The organism is Janthinobacterium sp. GMG2 (assembly GCF_033949445.1).
Classification (GTDB): Bacteria; Pseudomonadota; Gammaproteobacteria; order Burkholderiales; family Burkholderiaceae_D; genus Janthinobacterium; species Janthinobacterium aestuarii.
On record NZ_JAXAWA010000003.1, the window covers coordinates 127,603 to 144,749 of the forward strand.

The window sequence follows — 17,147 nt, forward strand, 5'->3', positions numbered from 1 at the left end:
ACGGATCACATGAACATAAGATTGAATTTAATCGTATTAAATTCAGTTTTATGTTCACTTTAAAAATTAACTGCGGCGTTCATATTCTTCCAATTAAAAACCACAATCCGCCGGCCGCCGCGACATCACGCGCGACGCCATGCTGCTCGACGTGACCCGTTTCGGCTTCGCCACGCGCCAACAGGCGGAAGAGTATGTCGATGCCCTGCTGGTACGCATCGATAAAGCTTTTGCGCAGGTGGCGCCGCTGCTGAACGCAGCCTTGCGGGCACGGATGGGGGAGCGCTTGCGCCCGGCTTAAGCACGGGCGTAACTTCACCAGCCGGCTAGGAAAGCTCTCCCCGAATGATTGCCGCGCCTGCGCTGAGCGCATTCAACTTGCCTCTTGCTACCCGGCGAGCCAAGGGCGCCATGCCGCAGTTGGTCGAAGGATAGAGTTTGTCGGCATCGACAAAGCGCAGCGCTTTGCGCAGGGTGTTGGCCACTTCCTCCGGTGTTTCAATCGTATTGCTGGCCACGTCGATGGCGCCGACCATCACCTTCTTGCCACGGATGAGTTCAATCAGGTCGATGGGCACACGCGAGTTGTGGCATTCGAGCGAGATGATGTCGATATTCGATTTCTGCAGCTTCGGGAAAGACTCTTCATATTGGCGCCACTCGGAGCCCAGCGTATTTTTCCAGTCCGTATTGGCCTTGATGCCGTAGCCGTAGCAAATATGGACGGCCGTTTCGCATTTGAGTCCTTCGATCGCCCTTTCCAGGGTGGCAATCCCCCAGTCATTGACCTCATCAAAGAAGACATTGAATGCAGGTTCGTCAAACTGGATGATGTCGACGCCGGCCGCCTCCAGTTCCCTCGCTTCCTGATTGAGTATCTTGGCAAATTCCCAGGCCAGTTTTTCACGGCTCTTGTAGTGGCTGTCATACAGCGTATCGATCATCGTCATCGGGCCTGGCAGGGCCCATTTGATCGGCTGCTTGGTTTGCTGGCGTAAAAACTTGGCGTCTTCCACGAAAACCGGCTTCGGGCGGCTCACCGCGCCTACGACGGTCGGCACGCTCGCATCGTAGCGGTCACGAATCCTGACAGTCTCGCGTTTGTCAAAATCCACGCCGCTCAGATGCTCGATAAACGTGGTGACGAAATGCTGACGGGTCTGTTCGCCGTCACTGACGATATCGATGCCTGCGTGCTGCTGTTCCTGCAGCGACAAACGCAGAGCATCCTGTTTGCCCTCGATCAATTCCTCGTCCTGTAATTTCCACGGCGACCACAGTTTTTCAGGCTGTGCCAGCCAGGAAGGTTTGGGCAAGCTGCCGGCAGTGGAAGTAGGCAATAATTTTTTCATGATGAATGCTTTCGTTTATTTTAGATCAGAGCGCGTAATTCGCAGCCCATTGTTCAAGAACATTCTTGTAGGGCTTGATGAAGTGCTCTTCCGTATATTTGCCTTGCTTGACCGCCAGCTGGCTGCGCTCTTCCCGGTCATAGACAATTTGCGTCAATGAGTAATCCTGATTCTTCAGGCTGGGCTGATACAACTTCCCCGCCGCGGAATTGGCATTGTAAATTTCGGGCCGGTAGATCTTTTGGAACGTTTCCATCGTGCTGATGGTGCCGATCAGTTCAAGATTGCTGTAGTCGGCCAGCAGGTCGCCGATAAAGTAGAAAGCCAGCGGCGCGGAGCTGTTGGGCGGCATGAAATAACGCACCTGCATCCCCATCTTTTCGAAATATTCATCGGTCGACGAGAACTCATTTTGTTGGTACTCGACGCCCAGGATGGGGTGCTGGTTTTCAGTACGCTGATAGGTCTTGCTGCTCGAGGCGCTGATGCAGATAACGGGCGGCTTGCTGAAGTGCGCTTTATAGGTGTCTGACCTGACAAAGTGCTTGAACAGCTTGCCATGGAAATCGCCGAAGTTGTCCGGCGTGCCAAACGTGGATTTATTATTGTTGTGCTCTGGCAGCAGCACGCTAAAGTCGTAATCGCGCACGTAGGAGGAGAAGTTATTCCCGGCGATGCCATCGATGCGCTCATTGGTTTTTTTATCGATGATGTTCGGCTTCAATATCTCGATCAATGGAATATTGTCGCCTTCGGCATCGATATTCAACGCGACGGAAATGATTTCAAGCTCGACCGAGTAGCGGTCTGCGGTCGGGTTGTCCCAATGCGCCAGGCTGTTGAAGCGGCTGTCGATCATTTTCAAAGTGTTGCGCAAGTTCTCCTGGCGACGCTCTCCCCGGGCCAGATTGGCAAAGTTGGTCGTCAGGCGCGTGCTGTCCGATGGGTGATAGTTTTCATCGAAAACAATGCTCTTGATGCTGAATACAAAATCTTTGCTCATGGTGATCTGTCCTGATGTCTGCGAAAAGGTGAATATGTTGATTGACCGTGGTGATGCGTATCAGGCCGCGACCAGCTCTTCAGCATTGGCGGATCTCGCATGGCGCGTCAAGCCGATCAAGGGCAATGCCCGTTGTACCGCCAAGGTGGCGCGCTGGAGCAGGGCCTCATCCTGCAGGCGGTAGTCGGTAAAGTCCTTGTCGGTCGCGTAGACGCCCAGCGGCAATGTGCGTGCCTGGAAGAAGCTGAACAGCGGCCGCAACTGGTGGTCGATCATCAGGGCATGGCGCTCGCTGCCGCCGGTAGCCGCCAGCAAGACGGGCTTGTCGATCAAGGCGTCCTGGTCAATGAAGTCGAAGAAGTGCTTGAACAGGCCCGTGTACGAGCCACGATAGACCGGTGTCGCCACCACCAAGATGTCCGCTTGCTCGACCGCCGCCAATTCCCGCTCCACCGTCTCGGGCAGATGGGAGCGCCAGGTGGCGCCGGCCAGCTGCGGCGCGAGCTGCCCCAGTTCGACCAGGCGTTGTTCGCACAGCACTTCCTCGGCGATCAGGTCCATCAGGTGCTCGGCCAGGGCTGCTGCCTTGGAAGGGCGTTGCAGCCCGCCGGAAACGGCGACTAAGCGAAGTGGACGTGTCATGTTTGCTTTCATAGGGAGTGATGCGCGAGGGCGAAGAATGCCAACAGCAAGAGGATGGATGATAACGGGGGGAATCGATGAAGTATAATGGTCTTATTTCATACATCCATGAATATGGCTCATTCCAATGCTTGAACGTATCCACCTCAGCATCGTCCAGCAAGTCGAAAAGCAAGGGTCATTGACGGCCGCCGCAGGCGTGCTGAACCTGACCCAGTCGGCCTTGAGCCACAGCATGAAGAAGCTGGAGCAGCAACTGGGCACCGACGTCTGGCTGCGCGAAGGGCGCAACCTGCGCCTGACGCAGGCCGGCCAGTACTTGCTGGCGGTGGCGAACCGGGTGCTGCCGCAACTGGACTTGGCCGAAGAGCGCCTGGGCCAGTTCGCGCAGGGCGAGCGCGGCGCGCTGCGCATCGGCATGGAATGCCATCCTTGCTACCAGTGGCTGCTCAAAGTGGTGTCTCCCTATCTGGCCGCGTGGCCCCACGTGGATGTGGACGTCAAGCAGAAGTTTCAGTTCGGCGGGATCGGCGCGCTGTTCGGCTACGAGATCGACTTGCTTGTCACGCCCGACCCGCTGTACAAGCCGGGGCTGACATTCGAGCCCGTGTTCGACTACGAGCAGGTGCTCGTCGTGGCCAAGGGCCATGCCCTGGCGTCGGCTGCCTATGTGAAGCCCCAGCAACTGACGCAGGAAGTGCTGATCAGCTACCCCGTGGACATCGAGCGCCTGGACATCTACAACCAGTTCCTGTTGCCGGCCGGCGTCACGCCCAAGCGCCACAAAGCCATCGAAACGACGGACATCATGCTGCAGATGGTGGCCAGCGGCCGCGGCGTAGCCGCCCTGCCGCGCTGGCTGGTCGAGGAATACGCGGCCAAGATGGACGTGGTGCCTGTGCGGCTGGGTCCGCGCGGCATCGCCAAGCAGATCTTCCTGGGGGCACGCGAGACGGACACCGCCATCGGCTACGTGAAGGCTTTCATCGAGCTGGCGCGCCAGCCGGCCAGCGCTATGGCGCCAGGAGCCAGCTGCTGAACGCAAACCGCAGCCGTTCAATGTTTTTTGAAACTTGAATATCCACTTTTATACCCGAAATATCTCTTCGGCCATGTTGTCCAATCTTTCTTTAACTACTCGCCAACCAGGCATGCACCGGTCCAGCGTTTTGTAAAATTTGGGACCATGGTTGTGATGTAGCAGATGACATAACTCATGCAATATCACGTAGTCGATGCAATCGCGTGGCGCTTTCACCAGCATCGGATTAAGGGTGATACGGCCTGATGGCGAACAGCTGCCCCACTGCACCTTCATGAATTGAAGACGGGTAGGGGGAAGGTGCTTTATCCAGCCAAGAGGGGCAGCGACCGCTGCCAAACGGATGGCAAACACTTCCCGCGCTCTGATACGAAACCAGCCATCCAGGATTTTCTGGATAGTGACTGGCCGATGTTCATCAACGGTAACTTCGATAAATCCACCACGCATGCGCGCACCCGGGGTCACGTCATTCTGAACAATGACCTTCAATCGATAACGCCGGCCAAGATAGTGCAGCGCTTCTCCACTCACATATTCACGTGGAAGCACATGATGCAGTCTTTCTCTTGCGGCGCCAACATGCTGACTGATCCAGCGCACGCGCTTTTTTACAGCACTCAGGACAACTTCAAGTGACGTTACCTCGGAGGCATCGACAACGACACTGCCATCCGGTTCGACATGAATCGCCAGCCGTTGTGCGGTGCGCAAGGGCTGGCGACGCAGGCTGAAGCGAATCAGCTCGTCTCCATACTGAATGCTGTGCTGAGTCGATTGCATGGGTTTTATCATGTTGCGGAACGATTCAATCCAATGCGGGTAATCTGGATGATCTGTTCAACGACCAGCAACGTCTTGTCCAACCCCAGGGTGCCAAACAATAAGGGCAATAGCCCCTTGCGTATGGCCGCCTCGATATTTTGCGGATTCAGGGAATTTTCTGCGACGGCATCGCGTACCAACACATCCATGGCAATCGCCTGCTGAACCAGATTTTCCTGAACTTCAGAACTTAATGTCGCAAACACAGTCTCCCCTAAAACGAGACGCATCACACCAAAGTACGCTTTGGCATGCGGTTTTTCATCCAGGGCATCAGGTACTCCGTCAGTCTGGCGAGTGTCGAGTTTTTTCTCAAACTCCTGAAACAGGGCATATTGCTTGATCGGGTGATCGAACATGGCTTCTGCCTCGGCGATAGCCTGTTTCAGCAGTTCCCCAAACACCTTCTGTGCATAAGGATCTTCCGCCAACTCCTGCTCGATGGTTTTACGCAAACGCGTACGGATGATGTCCGTTTCATTGCGTGTCTTGTCTTCCGACCATTGCTCGGGATCTTCAATTTTTCCCAGTTGGTGCACCAGGTACACACCTTCCGATTCACGCACCTCCATGCCGATGACTTGCTTGTCGACGAGTTTGCGAATTTGCTCTTCATAGTTACTGTAATCGACGGTTTCCATGGCATCGCGGCGCGCGGTCTGGCGCAATTCCGTGAAGAAGCGTAAATCGGACTTGTAACGAGCGATCAGGCTTTCTGAAAAACTCTTGTCTTCAAAAAAACTGCGCGAGGACAGGGCCAACTGCAAACAAAGACCAAACGCGGTCACGGCTGCATAAAAGTCGTCGCGCACTTTTTGGCGCTCGTCATACTCGTCACCATCAACGCCCTTGACGAACTTTGGCGTCAACACTTGCCGGTACTGCTCGGTGTCGAGCCGGTTTCCAACACTCTTAAAAAATGAGAAAAGCTTGTCGTGCAAGCCAGGCAAGCGTTTGTACTCGGTGCTGAACTGGTGGTAGAGACCTTCAATGTCCGCGATATCAAAGCCGCCTTGGGTGGTAATTTCCAGGTCTTGATAGTCACGGATGGCCGTGTCGAGCTCTTCCAGAATGCCCCGGTAATCGACCAGAATGCCATAGCGTTTGGCATCATGCAGGCGATTTACACGCGCCACAGCCTGGATCAGATTGTGTCCCTTGAGCGGCTTGTCGATATACAGCACCGCGTTGCGCGGCTCGTCAAATCCAGTCAACAATTTGTCGACCACGATCAGCAAATCCGGCGCGCCATCGGTAGCGAAGTCGTTGAGTATCTGCTTTTCATACACTTCGGGGTCGGCACCATACACGGCGATATTTTGCTTCCACCACCTTTGGACTTCCGGCAAAGTATCTTCATCCACGTCGGAATTGCCCTCGCGCGTATCGGGCGGCGAGATGACAATCGCGCTGGTGACCAGCCCGGTTTCATCGAGTGCTTTCTTGTAGCGTATTGCATTCAGTTTGCTGTCCGTGGCGACTTGCCCTTTCAGCCCCATGCCCAGACTCTTGATATTTTCACTGAAATGCGTGGCAATATCCCATGCAATCAGTTCAATGCGATTGAGCGCACCATAAACAGCTTTCTTTTTGGCGTACTTGCGCTTCAAGTCGGTGCGTTGAGCATCACTAAGATTCACGGTGATCTTCTCGAACCAGCGGCTGACTGCATCCTCATTGATATCCAATGCAGGCTTGCGTTCCTCGTACAACAGAGGTGCCACGGTTTCGTCCTCCACCGCGCGCTGCATGGTATAGGCATGCACGATAGGGCCAAACTTGTTGGCGGCTTTTTCATTTTTCAACAAGGGCGTGCCCGTGAAAGCGATATACGCAGCCTTGGGTAGCGCCTGCTTCATGCGCTCATGGGTTTCGCCACCATGGCTGCGGTGCCCCTCATCGACCAGCACAATCAGGTCGGGTGAATCATTGCGGCATTCGGCCAGCTTGGAAGCGGTATTGAACTTGTGTATCAAGGTAAAGGTAATACGTTCGGTGCCACTACCGATACGCCTGGCAAGGTCACGCCCGGACAAGCTGCGGCTTTTTTCACCATCTTTTTGCGTGCCAATCGATGAACCAAACGCGCCGCCCGACATGAAGTTGCGAGAGAGCTGGCTTTCCAGATCAACCCGGTCGGTAACCACCACCACGCGACATTCTTGCAACGATTTCACCAATAGCAGGGCTTTGGTCAGGAACACCATGGTAAAGCTCTTGCCCGAGCCTGTGGTGTGCCACACCACGCCTCCCTCACGCCCGCCATCAGGACGCCGCTGACTGATGCGCTCCAATAAGGCGCGAATGCCGAAAAACTGCTGATAGCGCGCGACGATCTTGCCGACCTTCCGGTCGAACAATACAAACCCGCGCAAAAATTCCAGCAAGCGTTGCGGCGTCAAGAGACTGACCAGCAGGCGATCCTGGTCGGTGGCTTGCATAGGATGTGACCACAATGCATCAAAGTAAGCTGCCAAGGCAACGGGTTTACCTTCAAACATGGCCGCGCGAGTGTCCGGGGTCAAGGCGGAATTTTTAAAAAAGGAAATGTATGAATCGTCGAATTCTTCTTCACGCCATTTGGCCCAGAACTTTGCCGCCGTATGCGTGGTACCGTAACGTCCTTCCGTTTGACTGATGGAAAGCAGCAATTGCGCGTACGAGAACAAATTGGGAATCTCATCTTGCCGCTGGTTGCGCAAGTGCTGGCTGATCCCCTCCTGCACCATTGCCTTGGCCGGATGACTGCCGGCCGATTCAGCACGCTTCGCCTCGATCACCACCAACGGAATACCATTCACATAGCACACCACATCGGGTACGCGGGTATGCGTGCCCTGAGTGGATAGCACTTCCAGCTCTTCCGTGACATCCCAGCGGTTGCGGTCAAGTTCAGCCCAATCCACCACTTGCACGGTAGTTTGATGCCTTTTACCATCAGGCATGAATTCTGTGACAGTAATACCCAACGCCAGCTTGCCATACAGCTTTTCATTGGCTGGCATCAGTCCTTCTGCAAGACTCAACGCCGACAACTCCCGCACCACTTGATCGATGCCGCCAGCGGACAGCGCATACCACTCTCCCTTGTACTCATAGCGGCGCGTCTGCAATACCTCGATCAACCGCCCCTTGAGCAACACTTCCCGCGTGCTGCCACGCAGCGCCAGAGCTTGCGCCGTGGTGATAAAGTTCCAGCCTAGGTTGCACAACAAATGCAATGCGGGAATATGGGCGCTGTATTGCTCGCGGGAGTTGGGGGTTGTGTTCATGCTGACACCACAGTTTCGGAATCTGACAAATGAACGCGTCGTTTGCCAGTCAGGAGTTGAGTCATCAATGCGGATTTTTCTTTGCGTAGTAAATCTAATTTACGCTGCATCAAATCGGCATCACGATCAGCGAGCACCAACACCTTTGCAATGGCTTTTTGTTCACTGATCGATGGTACGGGTATATGCAATTTTCTAAAATCTTTCCACCGAAGACTACCTCGACGGTCTACTGATGCATTGGTTGCCGATGCAAAAATCTGGCGATAATGTTCTGTCTTAAGCAATGCAAAAAGATAAGAATCCAAAATATTATCGTTAGTTTTAAAAGAGGTGTACATAGGGCTAACCAATCCGAAATCATATAAATTCTGATAGCCGATGGATCCCTCATCGATGTGATTTGTCGCGTAAACGAAACAGTTCTTTGGAATAACTTTATATGTCGATGTATCCAGGCTAAAAACTTGCTTCTTAAAGTAATTTAATGAGTCAACCAGTCCATGGTGCTTGGTACAAGATAGCACTGGATAAGGAGCAACATCACCAAGCTTCTGGCTCACTTCAACTGCAACTTCTTCGATCCGCAAGTAAGCCCAATCCTCAGGCAGCGAGCCATATGGGGTTTCACGACGAATTACGCTAGTCGAAAATCCTTGTAATCGCACCTTGCCAGTCAGCATTCGTTGAGCAAGCATTTTTTTTTGCCTTAGGCTATTCGCTATCAATCGTTCAGTGCTTGCGATGACTTTATCCCACGTGGTGAGGATGTTGGCGATGCGGCGCTGCTCCTTTAGAGGAAGAATAGGTACAGGTACCATTTTTAGGATACCTCCACTTAAATTCTGTTGCGTACCAGCATTGCCCAGCTCCCGAAGAGCTTCATATTGAAAAGATAGATACTGAAAATAGAAATCCGTGTCATACCCATCTCGCAACAAGATGGCGGCACAGGCCTGATTTGTCGCGGCCTCAATTCCCAGCTTGGCTACTTGCCCCCTCGTTTTTCCTTGTCCATACATTGCCATTAATAACGTATCGACTGGGAAACGCTTCGCAGCTGAATTTTTCAGCCCTAATTCCGTTATCTTTTCCAACGTTCCATTAATCGTATTGAATTGAATTTCGCCCGTTGTTACCCACGGCACGTCGCCATCCCAGTAGTCAGCGTTCGCACGATCAGGCGTACCACCGGAAGTGATCTGCGCGATCTTACCCAACGTAGATCGTTGCCAATCTTTAGGAAACATCACGCCCACCTTTCTTGCTCAACTGCTTTTCCACCTGCTCCAGTTCCTTCAAATCGCTGCTGTCCGCCTCAATCGCCTCAGCCTTGCGCCGCTGTCCATCAAACTGCTCGTATCGCTCATGCGCGATCTTCAGCATGGCGTCATGGCTCATGCGTCCGGCGCCTTTCAGCAAAGGACTTTCATTGAACTGAATGAAGTTATCGACGTATAGTTTCCAGTCGGCCATCGTCAGCTGCTTGCGCTGGCGGATGCGCAGTTCCGCAAACTCCAGGAAGGCGGTGACCATGCGATTCAGGTGATCGATTTCTTCGGCATTAAGGTAATTCTTGGCAACGATAACGTCCGTCTTGCAGATGCGCTTTGCTTTCCATGCCGTCAACGCCATATTCGGTTGGCTGGGATCGGCACGATTGACAATCAACTCGGCGGCGGTTTGCTGGGTAACGGCGTATAGCATTTTGTTTTGTACTTCAGCAAAAAAAGGACCGACCATGCCAGCATGGGCTTTGTAATCCACAGACAAGGCAAACAGATCGCGCACTTTTTGGTAAAAGCGCTTTTCGGAAGCCCGTATGTCACGGATACGTTCAAGCAGTTCGTCAAAATAATCCCAACCCACCGGGTCTTTCATGCGCTCGTCATCCATGACGAAACCTTTGACCAGGTATTCGCGCAAATGCGTGGTCGCCCACTGGCGAAACTGCGTGCCGCGTGGAGATTTGACCCTGTATCCGACCGCCAGGATCATGTCCAGGTTGTACAGCTTGACTGGACGCCTCACCTGTCGTGTACCTTCGATTCGAACTATTAAGTCTTCCTTAATAGTTGCCTCCCCCTCAAGCTCGCCTTCCTCAATAACATTCTTGATATGAATATTGACGTTTGGCACCGAGGTTTGAAACAGTTCAGCCAACTCTACTTGTGTCAGCCATACGGTGCCACCTTCTGCCCGCAGGAAGAACGTCGCGTTGCCGTCCTCTGATGTGTAAAGAACTAATTCGCCTTGATCCACGATAGGCTTGCTGTTATCACTCATAGCCCAGTTCCTTCAAGTACACCGCCATTTGCGCCTCCAGAACTTCAAGCTCTGCCTTGAGTTGTTCGCGCTCCTTGCGTACAGCCATCAGGTCAATCTCTGCTTCCTCCTCGAAGGTGTCGACATAGCGCGGAATATTGAGGTTGAAGTCGTTTTCGGCGATCTCTGCAGGGCTGGCAAGGTAGGCGTATTTATCTGACCCCTGCCTTGTGAATGCAGTGTCCAAGATACGTTGCAAGTCAGTTTCGCGCAGGAAGTTCTGATTCTTCCCTGCTTCGAAATCACGGCTGGCATCGATGAACAGCACTTTGTCGTCGCTCTTGTTCTTGCGCAGTACTAACACCGCAGCAGGAATACCCGTGCCGTAGAACAGTTTTTCAGGCAAACCAATCACTATGTCGAGCAAGTTTTCTTCGATCAGTCTCTGGCGAATGCGGCCCTCTGCCGCGCCGCGGAACAGCACGCCATGCGGCACCACTACCGCCATGCGCCCAGTTCCGGGTTTCATGGTTTCCACCATGTGCAGAATGAATGCATAGTCGCCCTTGGTACGTGGCGGCACGCCGCGGCGGAAGCGGCTGAATTTATCCGTATCGGCCCCCTCATGGCCCCACTTTTCCAGGCTGAACGGAGGATTGGCGACAACGATATCAAAGTGTTTCAAGCTCGATACGCTATCCAACAGCTTGGGATTGCGAATGGTATCGCCCCACTCGATGCGATGATTATCTTCGCCATGCAAGAACATATTCATCTTGGCCAATGCCCAGGTGCTGCCTATCGCTTCTTGCCCGTACAGCGCATATTTGCGCGAGCCCGTATTCTCGCGCACCAGACGGCCGCATTTCATCAGCAGGGAGCCGGAGCCGCAGGTAGGGTCGCAGATTTCATCGCCTTCCTGTGGCGTCATCAGGCGCGCCATCAAGGATGATACTTCCGGTGGGGTATAGAATTCACCGGCCTTTTTACCACTGGTGGACGCGAAATTCTTGATGAGGAATTCATAAGCATTGCCAATCACATCCAAGGTGCCGACACGGCTGGGCCGCAGATCCAAGGCTGGCTTTGCAAAATCTTCCAGCAGATGGCGCAGGATGTCATTTTTCTGCTGTTCATCGCCGAGCTTGTTGGAGTTGAAGCTGATGTCTTGAAAAACATCACGCAGCTTGGTCAAGTTCGCATCTTCAATGGCATGCAAAGCTTTGTCGATACGTTCGCCGTTACCGGCGCTGTGGCGCAAGCTATGCAGCGAATAAAAACTGGCGCTGGCTGGCAAGACAAAACGCTCGTTCTTGAGCATTTCCTTGATCAGCTCAGGATGATCGCCATATTGTTTTTTGTAATTGTCGTAGTGATCCTGCCAAACGTCCGACACATACTTGAGAAACAGCATGGTAAGCACAAAATCCTTGTAGATGCTGGGATCCACCGTACCACGGAAGGTGTCACACGCACTCCATACTGCACCATTGATTTCGTCCTGGCTGACGGCGTTGATTTTGATGTTGAGATCGTTCATGGATTTCCCTGCAAATGTAAGTTAGCCGTCGGGAACAGACCGTCAGCGAGTGCATTGATTTGTTGTTCGCGGTTGCGAATAAGTTGCTTGAGTGTTTGGCGCTCCTGACGTGCAAGTTCGGCCAGCGCGACAATGCTTTGCTGGATCTGCAACGACGGAATACTGAGTGTGAGTGCTTCCAGCAATGGACGACGGATGCTGAGTTGGCTGCTACCTTCGGCAGCCTGTAGCAGTTGCCGCTGAAACGGAGCTTGGTTTATTTGCCATGCAACAAATGCTGGCATCAACGTCGCCGTCGACTTCACCTGCAAGTGAAAAAAGTGAGGACTGCAGACGGCAGGGTGGGGCGGGCGATCCAGACAAACCGCATAGAAACGCGTCCCTTTGGAAACAAGAAGAATATCTTCTTCTTTGAGCCAGGCAGGCAATCTATGCGTGCTCAAATTAGTGCGGAGTGTGCCCGCCCAATTCACGCCATGTTCGGGATCAACGTCCTTCATCTGCACAGCCAGCGCATTCCCATCGACTGCTCCTTCTATGGAGCCTCTGAAAGAATAGCCGCCTTGCAGATGAAGCAGGTCGACAATAGAAGAAATAGTTGCATCAATTTTCATGACGCAACTATATCTTAAAGAACTTAAATTTTCAAGATTAATTTCTGCATCAACCTTGTTGATGCATTTTAAAAAATTACTCCACCGTCACCGACTTGGCCAGATTGCGTGGCTTGTCCACATCCGTGCCACGTGCCAGCGCCGTGTGGTACGCCAGCAATTGCAGCGCGACGACGTGCAGGATCGGCGACAAATCTCCATAGTGCTCGGGCAGGCGGATGACGTGCAGGCCTTCGCCGGAGCTGATGCGGGAATCCACATCGGCGAAGACGTACAGTTGGCCGCCGCGGGCGCGCACTTCCTGCATGTTCGATTTCAGCTTTTCGATCAGAGCGTCGTTCGGCGCGATGGTGACGACCGGCATTTCATTCGTCACCAGAGCCAGCGGGCCGTGCTTCAGCTCGCCTGCCGGATATGCTTCGGCGTGGATGTACGAAATTTCCTTCAGCTTCAGTGCGCCTTCCAGGGCGATCGGATAGTGCATGCCGCGACCGAGGAAGAGGGCGTTTTCCTTGCGCGCGAATTCTTCGGACCAGGCGATGATTTGCGGTTCCAGCGCCAGCACGGACGCGATGGCGACAGGCAGGTGGCGCATGGCTTTCAGGTGCGCCGCTTCCTGTTCTTCGGACAGGTGGCCATTGACTTGCGCCAGGCACAGAGTCAGCAGGAACAAGCCGGCCAGCTGCGTCGTGAACGCTTTGGTGGAGGCCACGCCCACTTCCACGCCGGCGCGCGTGATGTAGGCCAAGGCGCATTCGCGCACCATGGCGCTGGTGGCCACGTTGCAGATGGTCAAGGTGTGCAGCATGCCCAGGCTGCGCGCGTGTTTCAGGGCGGCCAGGGTGTCGGCCGTTTCGCCGCTTTGCGAAATGGTCACCACCAGTGTATTCGGATTCGGCACGCTGTCGCGGTAGCGGTATTCGCTGGCCACTTCCACGCTGACGGGTACCTTGGCGATCGACTCGATCCAATATTTCGCCGTCATGCCCGCGTACGAGCTGGTGCCGCAGGCCAGGATCAGCACGCGGTCGATCTGCTTGAAGATTTTATAGGCGTCGTCGCCGAACAGTTCCGGCATGATGCCCGTCACACCTTCCAAGGTGTCGCCGATGGCGCGCGGCTGCTCGAAGATTTCCTTCTGCATGTAGTGGCGGTAAGGACCCAGCTCGGCCGCGCCCGTGTGCGCGTGCACGGTTTTCACTTCGCGCTCGACGGGCTTGCCATCAACGTCGACGATCCAGCAGCGCGACAGTTGCAGGTCGACCACGTCGCCTTCTTCCAAGTAGATAATCTGGTCCGTCGTGCCGGCCAGCGCCATGGCGTCGGACGCGACAAAGTTTTCACCATTGCCCAGGCCGACGATCAGGGGCGAACCCTGGCGCGCGGCGACCACGCGGTGCGGTTCGTCGCGGCAGAACACGGCAATCGCATACGCGCCATCGAGGCGTTTCACGGCTTGCTGCACGGTCTCGAACAGGTCGCCGTTGTACATGTGCTCGACCAGGTGGGCAATCACTTCCGTGTCCGTCTGGCTCTGGAAGACGTAACCGAGGGCCGTCAGTTCGGCGCGCAGCTCGTCGTGGTTTTCGATGATGCCGTTATGCACCAGCGCCACGCGGGCGTTCTCTTCCGTTGGGGAAAAGTGCGGGTGGGCATTGAAGGAGACAGGGGCGCCATGCGTGGCCCAGCGCGTGTGGGCGATGCCCGTGAAACCGCTCAAACCTTCTTCGCCGATCTGCTTTTCCAGCTCGGCCACGCGCGAGGTGGAGCGCGAGCGCTGCAAGCGGCCATCCGCATGCAGGGCGATGCCGCAGGAATCGTAGCCGCGGTATTCCAGGCGCTTCAAGCCTTCGACCAGGATGGGAGTGATATTACGTTGCGCTACTGCGCCGACGATGCCGCACATGGAAACCTCTGTCTAAAATTTAATCAATGCATGCATGCTAATGCAGAGCGCGTGAAATATGCTTTCTAAATCCGTGTATATTTGACTGAATATTTCACCTCTATTTTATGATGAAATATTATTTCATTTATACTCGATATATTCTCTAATCCATCAATACTATGAGCGAAGACAACATTACCCTCGACGAAATCGATCGTCGCATCCTGAACGCCTTGCAAATTGATGCATCGCAAACCAACAGTGAACTGGCGCAAGCGGTGCACGTCTCGGCGCCCACGTGTTTGCGGCGGGTCAAGCATTTACGGGAAAGCGGCGTCATCGAGCGGCAAGTGGCCATCGTCGCGCCGCAGCTGGTGGGCGCGCGCCTGACGGCCATCGTGGAAATCACGCTCGACGTACAGGCGGCGGAGCGCATGGCGGAATTCGAGCAGCTGGTGGCGCAGGAAGCGGCCGTGCTGCAATGCTACCGCGTCTCGCCCGGGCCCGATTTCGTGCTGATGGTGCAAGTGGCCGACATGCCCGCCTACCACGCGCTGGCGCACCGCCTGTTTGCCGCGCACGCGAATGTGCGCAACGTGAAAAGCTATTTTTCCACGTTCCGCAGCAAGTTCGAGACGCGCATCGCTGTGTGAAACAAGCGGACAGAGAAGTTATCTCAGCTTATCCCTCGCTTTTCACGTGCTTATACACAAGTTTATCCACAGTATAAAAATCGCGGATTTTCACGGCTGCCACATCCGGCCTCGCAGGAGGCCGTTCAATAAATGTGTAGCTACTGCCGTGTAAAAACTTATCCCGGCTTATCCATCGCTTGTCCATGCTTTAAGCACAGGCTTTTGCACAGCTTTACCCACAGCCCATACTTACGAATAACTCTTGAATATCCTTACAATACAATGACTTATAAGTTATTCATCACTTATCCGTAGATTGTACACAAGCTTATCCACAGTCCAGGCAAGCAAAAAATCGGCGATACTTTTTCAGTCCGCCCGGACTGGCTTGTACGTTGGAGCGGCAAGCTGGATCAGAAAACTTATCCCGTCTTTTCCACAGGTTTTGTACCGTTTATACGTAGTTTATACCGGGCTTATCCATCACTTGTCCGCATGCTTGTTCACATGTTTATCCACACACAACAATATGGAGAAAATACGGGATGGGAAAAATGGTCGGACTTATCCCGGGTTGCCAGCCAACTCTCCACAGGATTATCCACAGGCGAAAAAAAACGCCGCCAGCCCGGACAGGCTGACGGCGTCATGCGTACCGAGGGCGGTGCGCTTACTTCTTGATTTTCACGGGACGCGTCCAGCCGTCGATGGTCACCTGGCGCGCGCGCGAGACGGTCAGCTTGCCCGCTGGCGCATCTTTCGACAAGGTCGTGCCGGCGCCCAGGGTAGCGCCTTTGCCGACGGTGACGGGCGCGATCAGCTGGCTGTCGCTGCCAATGAAGGCGTCGTCTTCAATCACCGTGCGGAACTTGTTCACGCCGTCATAGTTGCAGGTAATCGTGCCGGCGCCGATGTTGACCTTCGAGCCGATGGTGGCGTCGCCGATGTAGGCCAGGTGGTTGGCCTTGCTGTGCGCGGCGATCTGGCTGTTTTTCACTTCGACGAAGTTACCGATGTGCACGTCTTCCGCCAGGACCGTGCCCGGGCGCAGGCGCGCGTACGGGCCGATGATGGAAGCGGCGCCGACGATGGCGTCCTCGATATGGCAGAAGGGCTTGATGTGCGCGCCGGGCGCCACCGTGGCGTTGATGAAGACGTTGTTGGCGCCCACGCGCACGCCGTCGCCCAGTTCGACTCTGCCTTCAAATACGCAGCCGACGTCGATGGTGACATCGCGGCCGCAAATGAGTTCGCCGCGCACGTCGATGCGGGCCGGGTCAAACAGGGTCACACCACGCTCGAGCAGCGCTTGCGCGATATTGTTCTGGTGGATGCGTTCCAGCTGGGCCAGCTGCACCTTGCTGTTGACGCCCGCCACTTCCCACACGGCGGCAGGATGCGCCGAGGTGACGGCCACGCCGTCAGCGACTGCCTGGGCAACGATATCGGTCAGATAGTATTCCCCTTGCGCATTGTCATTCGACAAGGCCGACAGCCATTGCTTCAGGGCCACGGTGGGCGCGACCATGATGCCGCTGTTGATTTCCTGGATGGCGCGCTCTGCTGGCGTGGCATCTTTTTCCTCGACGATGCGCACGATGGCGCCGTTCTCGCGCACGATGCGGCCCAGGCCGAAAGGATCGTCCTGTTCCACGGTCAAGATGGCCAGCTTATCGTTGCCAGCCGCATTCACCAGTTTTTGCAGGGAAACAGCGCTGGTCAGCGGCACGTCGCCGTACAGGATCAGGGTCGGCACGCTGTCGTCCAGCAAAGGCAGCGCTTGCTGCACGGCATGGCCGGTGCCCAGCTGCTGCGCCTGCTCAGCGGCGTCGATCTGCACGGCATGGTTCACCTTGTAGCCGTCAAGCAACTTCAGCACCGCTGCGCCCCCATGCCCGTAAATCACGCATAATCGGGACGGCGCCAGGCCGCGCGCCGTGTCGATGACGTGCGACAACAATGGCTTGCCCGCCAACGGGTGCAATACCTTGGGCAGTGCCGACTGCATGCGTTTGCCCATACCGGCAGCGAGAATGACAACGTTCATAGACCGTCTTTTATAAGTTAAG

General features: G+C 54.7%; 14 protein-coding genes. 3 read left to right on the forward strand and 11 right to left on the reverse strand.

The window, feature by feature from the left end; all coding sequences use genetic code 11:
• The first annotated feature begins 139 nt into the window (after window positions 1–139).
• Window positions 140–301 carry a hypothetical protein gene (locus tag SKZ59_RS12625; RefSeq protein ID WP_319991979.1) on the forward strand — a complete coding sequence of 54 codons (162 nt, stop codon included), beginning with the start codon at window positions 140–142 and terminating at the stop codon, window positions 299–301.
• 25 nt (window positions 302–326) lie between these two features.
• Here SKZ59_RS12625 and SKZ59_RS12630 read toward each other — a convergent pair whose 3' ends face one another.
• The 3 genes from SKZ59_RS12630 to msuE are packed head-to-tail and all read right to left on the reverse strand — an operon-like array spanning window position 327 to window position 2,997.
• Complete coding sequence (locus tag SKZ59_RS12630) at window positions 327–1,352, reverse strand: methionine synthase (RefSeq protein WP_319991980.1); 1,026 nt, start codon at window positions 1,350–1,352, stop codon at window positions 327–329.
• Between the two features lie 25 nt (window positions 1,353–1,377).
• Complete coding sequence (locus SKZ59_RS12635) at window positions 1,378–2,355, reverse strand: DUF1852 domain-containing protein (RefSeq protein ID WP_319991981.1); 978 nt, start codon at window positions 2,353–2,355, stop codon at window positions 1,378–1,380.
• A gap of 60 nt (window positions 2,356–2,415) precedes the next feature.
• On the reverse strand, window positions 2,416–2,997 hold the full coding sequence (gene msuE / locus SKZ59_RS12640; RefSeq protein ID WP_319991982.1) for an FMN reductase: 582 nt from the start codon (window positions 2,995–2,997) through the stop codon (window positions 2,416–2,418).
• Window positions 2,998–3,124: 127 nt separating this feature from the next.
• On the opposite strand from msuE, the gene SKZ59_RS12645 reads away from it, so the two are divergent.
• A complete protein-coding gene (locus SKZ59_RS12645; RefSeq protein WP_319991983.1) occupies window positions 3,125–4,036 on the forward strand; it encodes a LysR family transcriptional regulator in 912 nt (303 codons plus the stop codon).
• Window positions 4,037–4,084: 48 nt separating this feature from the next.
• Here SKZ59_RS12645 and SKZ59_RS12650 read toward each other — a convergent pair whose 3' ends face one another.
• From SKZ59_RS12650 to glmS, 7 genes are all read right to left on the reverse strand, one after another.
• Complete coding sequence (locus tag SKZ59_RS12650; RefSeq protein ID WP_319991984.1) at window positions 4,085–4,822, reverse strand: SprT family zinc-dependent metalloprotease; 738 nt, start codon at window positions 4,820–4,822, stop codon at window positions 4,085–4,087.
• A gap of 8 nt (window positions 4,823–4,830) precedes the next feature.
• Window positions 4,831–8,136, reverse strand: a complete 3,306-nt coding sequence (locus tag SKZ59_RS12655) for an HsdR family type I site-specific deoxyribonuclease (protein ID WP_319991985.1) — start codon at window positions 8,134–8,136, stop codon at window positions 4,831–4,833.
• A complete protein-coding gene (locus SKZ59_RS12660; protein WP_319991986.1) occupies window positions 8,133–9,386 on the reverse strand; it encodes a restriction endonuclease subunit S in 1,254 nt (417 codons plus the stop codon). Before SKZ59_RS12660 ends, SKZ59_RS12655 begins: the two co-directional genes overlap by 4 nt.
• Window positions 9,376–10,422: a virulence RhuM family protein gene (locus tag SKZ59_RS12665; RefSeq protein ID WP_319991987.1), complete on the reverse strand. Its 1,047-nt coding sequence runs from the start codon at window positions 10,420–10,422 to the stop codon at window positions 9,376–9,378. The genes SKZ59_RS12660 and SKZ59_RS12665 overlap by 11 nt, the downstream gene beginning before the upstream one ends.
• A complete protein-coding gene (locus SKZ59_RS12670) occupies window positions 10,415–11,941 on the reverse strand; it encodes a type I restriction-modification system subunit M (protein ID WP_319991988.1) in 1,527 nt (508 codons plus the stop codon). The genes SKZ59_RS12665 and SKZ59_RS12670 overlap by 8 nt, the downstream gene beginning before the upstream one ends.
• A complete protein-coding gene (locus SKZ59_RS12675) occupies window positions 11,938–12,555 on the reverse strand; it encodes a restriction endonuclease subunit S (protein ID WP_319991989.1) in 618 nt (205 codons plus the stop codon). The genes SKZ59_RS12670 and SKZ59_RS12675 overlap by 4 nt, the downstream gene beginning before the upstream one ends.
• 76 nt (window positions 12,556–12,631) lie before the next feature.
• On the reverse strand, window positions 12,632–14,461 hold the full coding sequence (glmS, locus tag SKZ59_RS12680; RefSeq protein ID WP_034752623.1) for a glutamine--fructose-6-phosphate transaminase (isomerizing): 1,830 nt from the start codon (window positions 14,459–14,461) through the stop codon (window positions 12,632–12,634).
• 161 nt (window positions 14,462–14,622) lie between these two features.
• Between glmS and SKZ59_RS12685 the strand changes: the two genes are divergently transcribed.
• Window positions 14,623–15,096 carry an Lrp/AsnC family transcriptional regulator gene (locus tag SKZ59_RS12685; protein ID WP_034752625.1) on the forward strand — a complete coding sequence of 158 codons (474 nt, stop codon included), beginning with the start codon at window positions 14,623–14,625 and terminating at the stop codon, window positions 15,094–15,096.
• 652 nt (window positions 15,097–15,748) lie between these two features.
• Here the strand turns inward: SKZ59_RS12685 and glmU are convergent.
• Complete coding sequence (gene glmU, locus SKZ59_RS12690; RefSeq protein WP_319991990.1) at window positions 15,749–17,125, reverse strand: bifunctional UDP-N-acetylglucosamine diphosphorylase/glucosamine-1-phosphate N-acetyltransferase GlmU; 1,377 nt, start codon at window positions 17,123–17,125, stop codon at window positions 15,749–15,751.
• Window positions 17,126–17,147 lie beyond the last annotated feature (22 nt).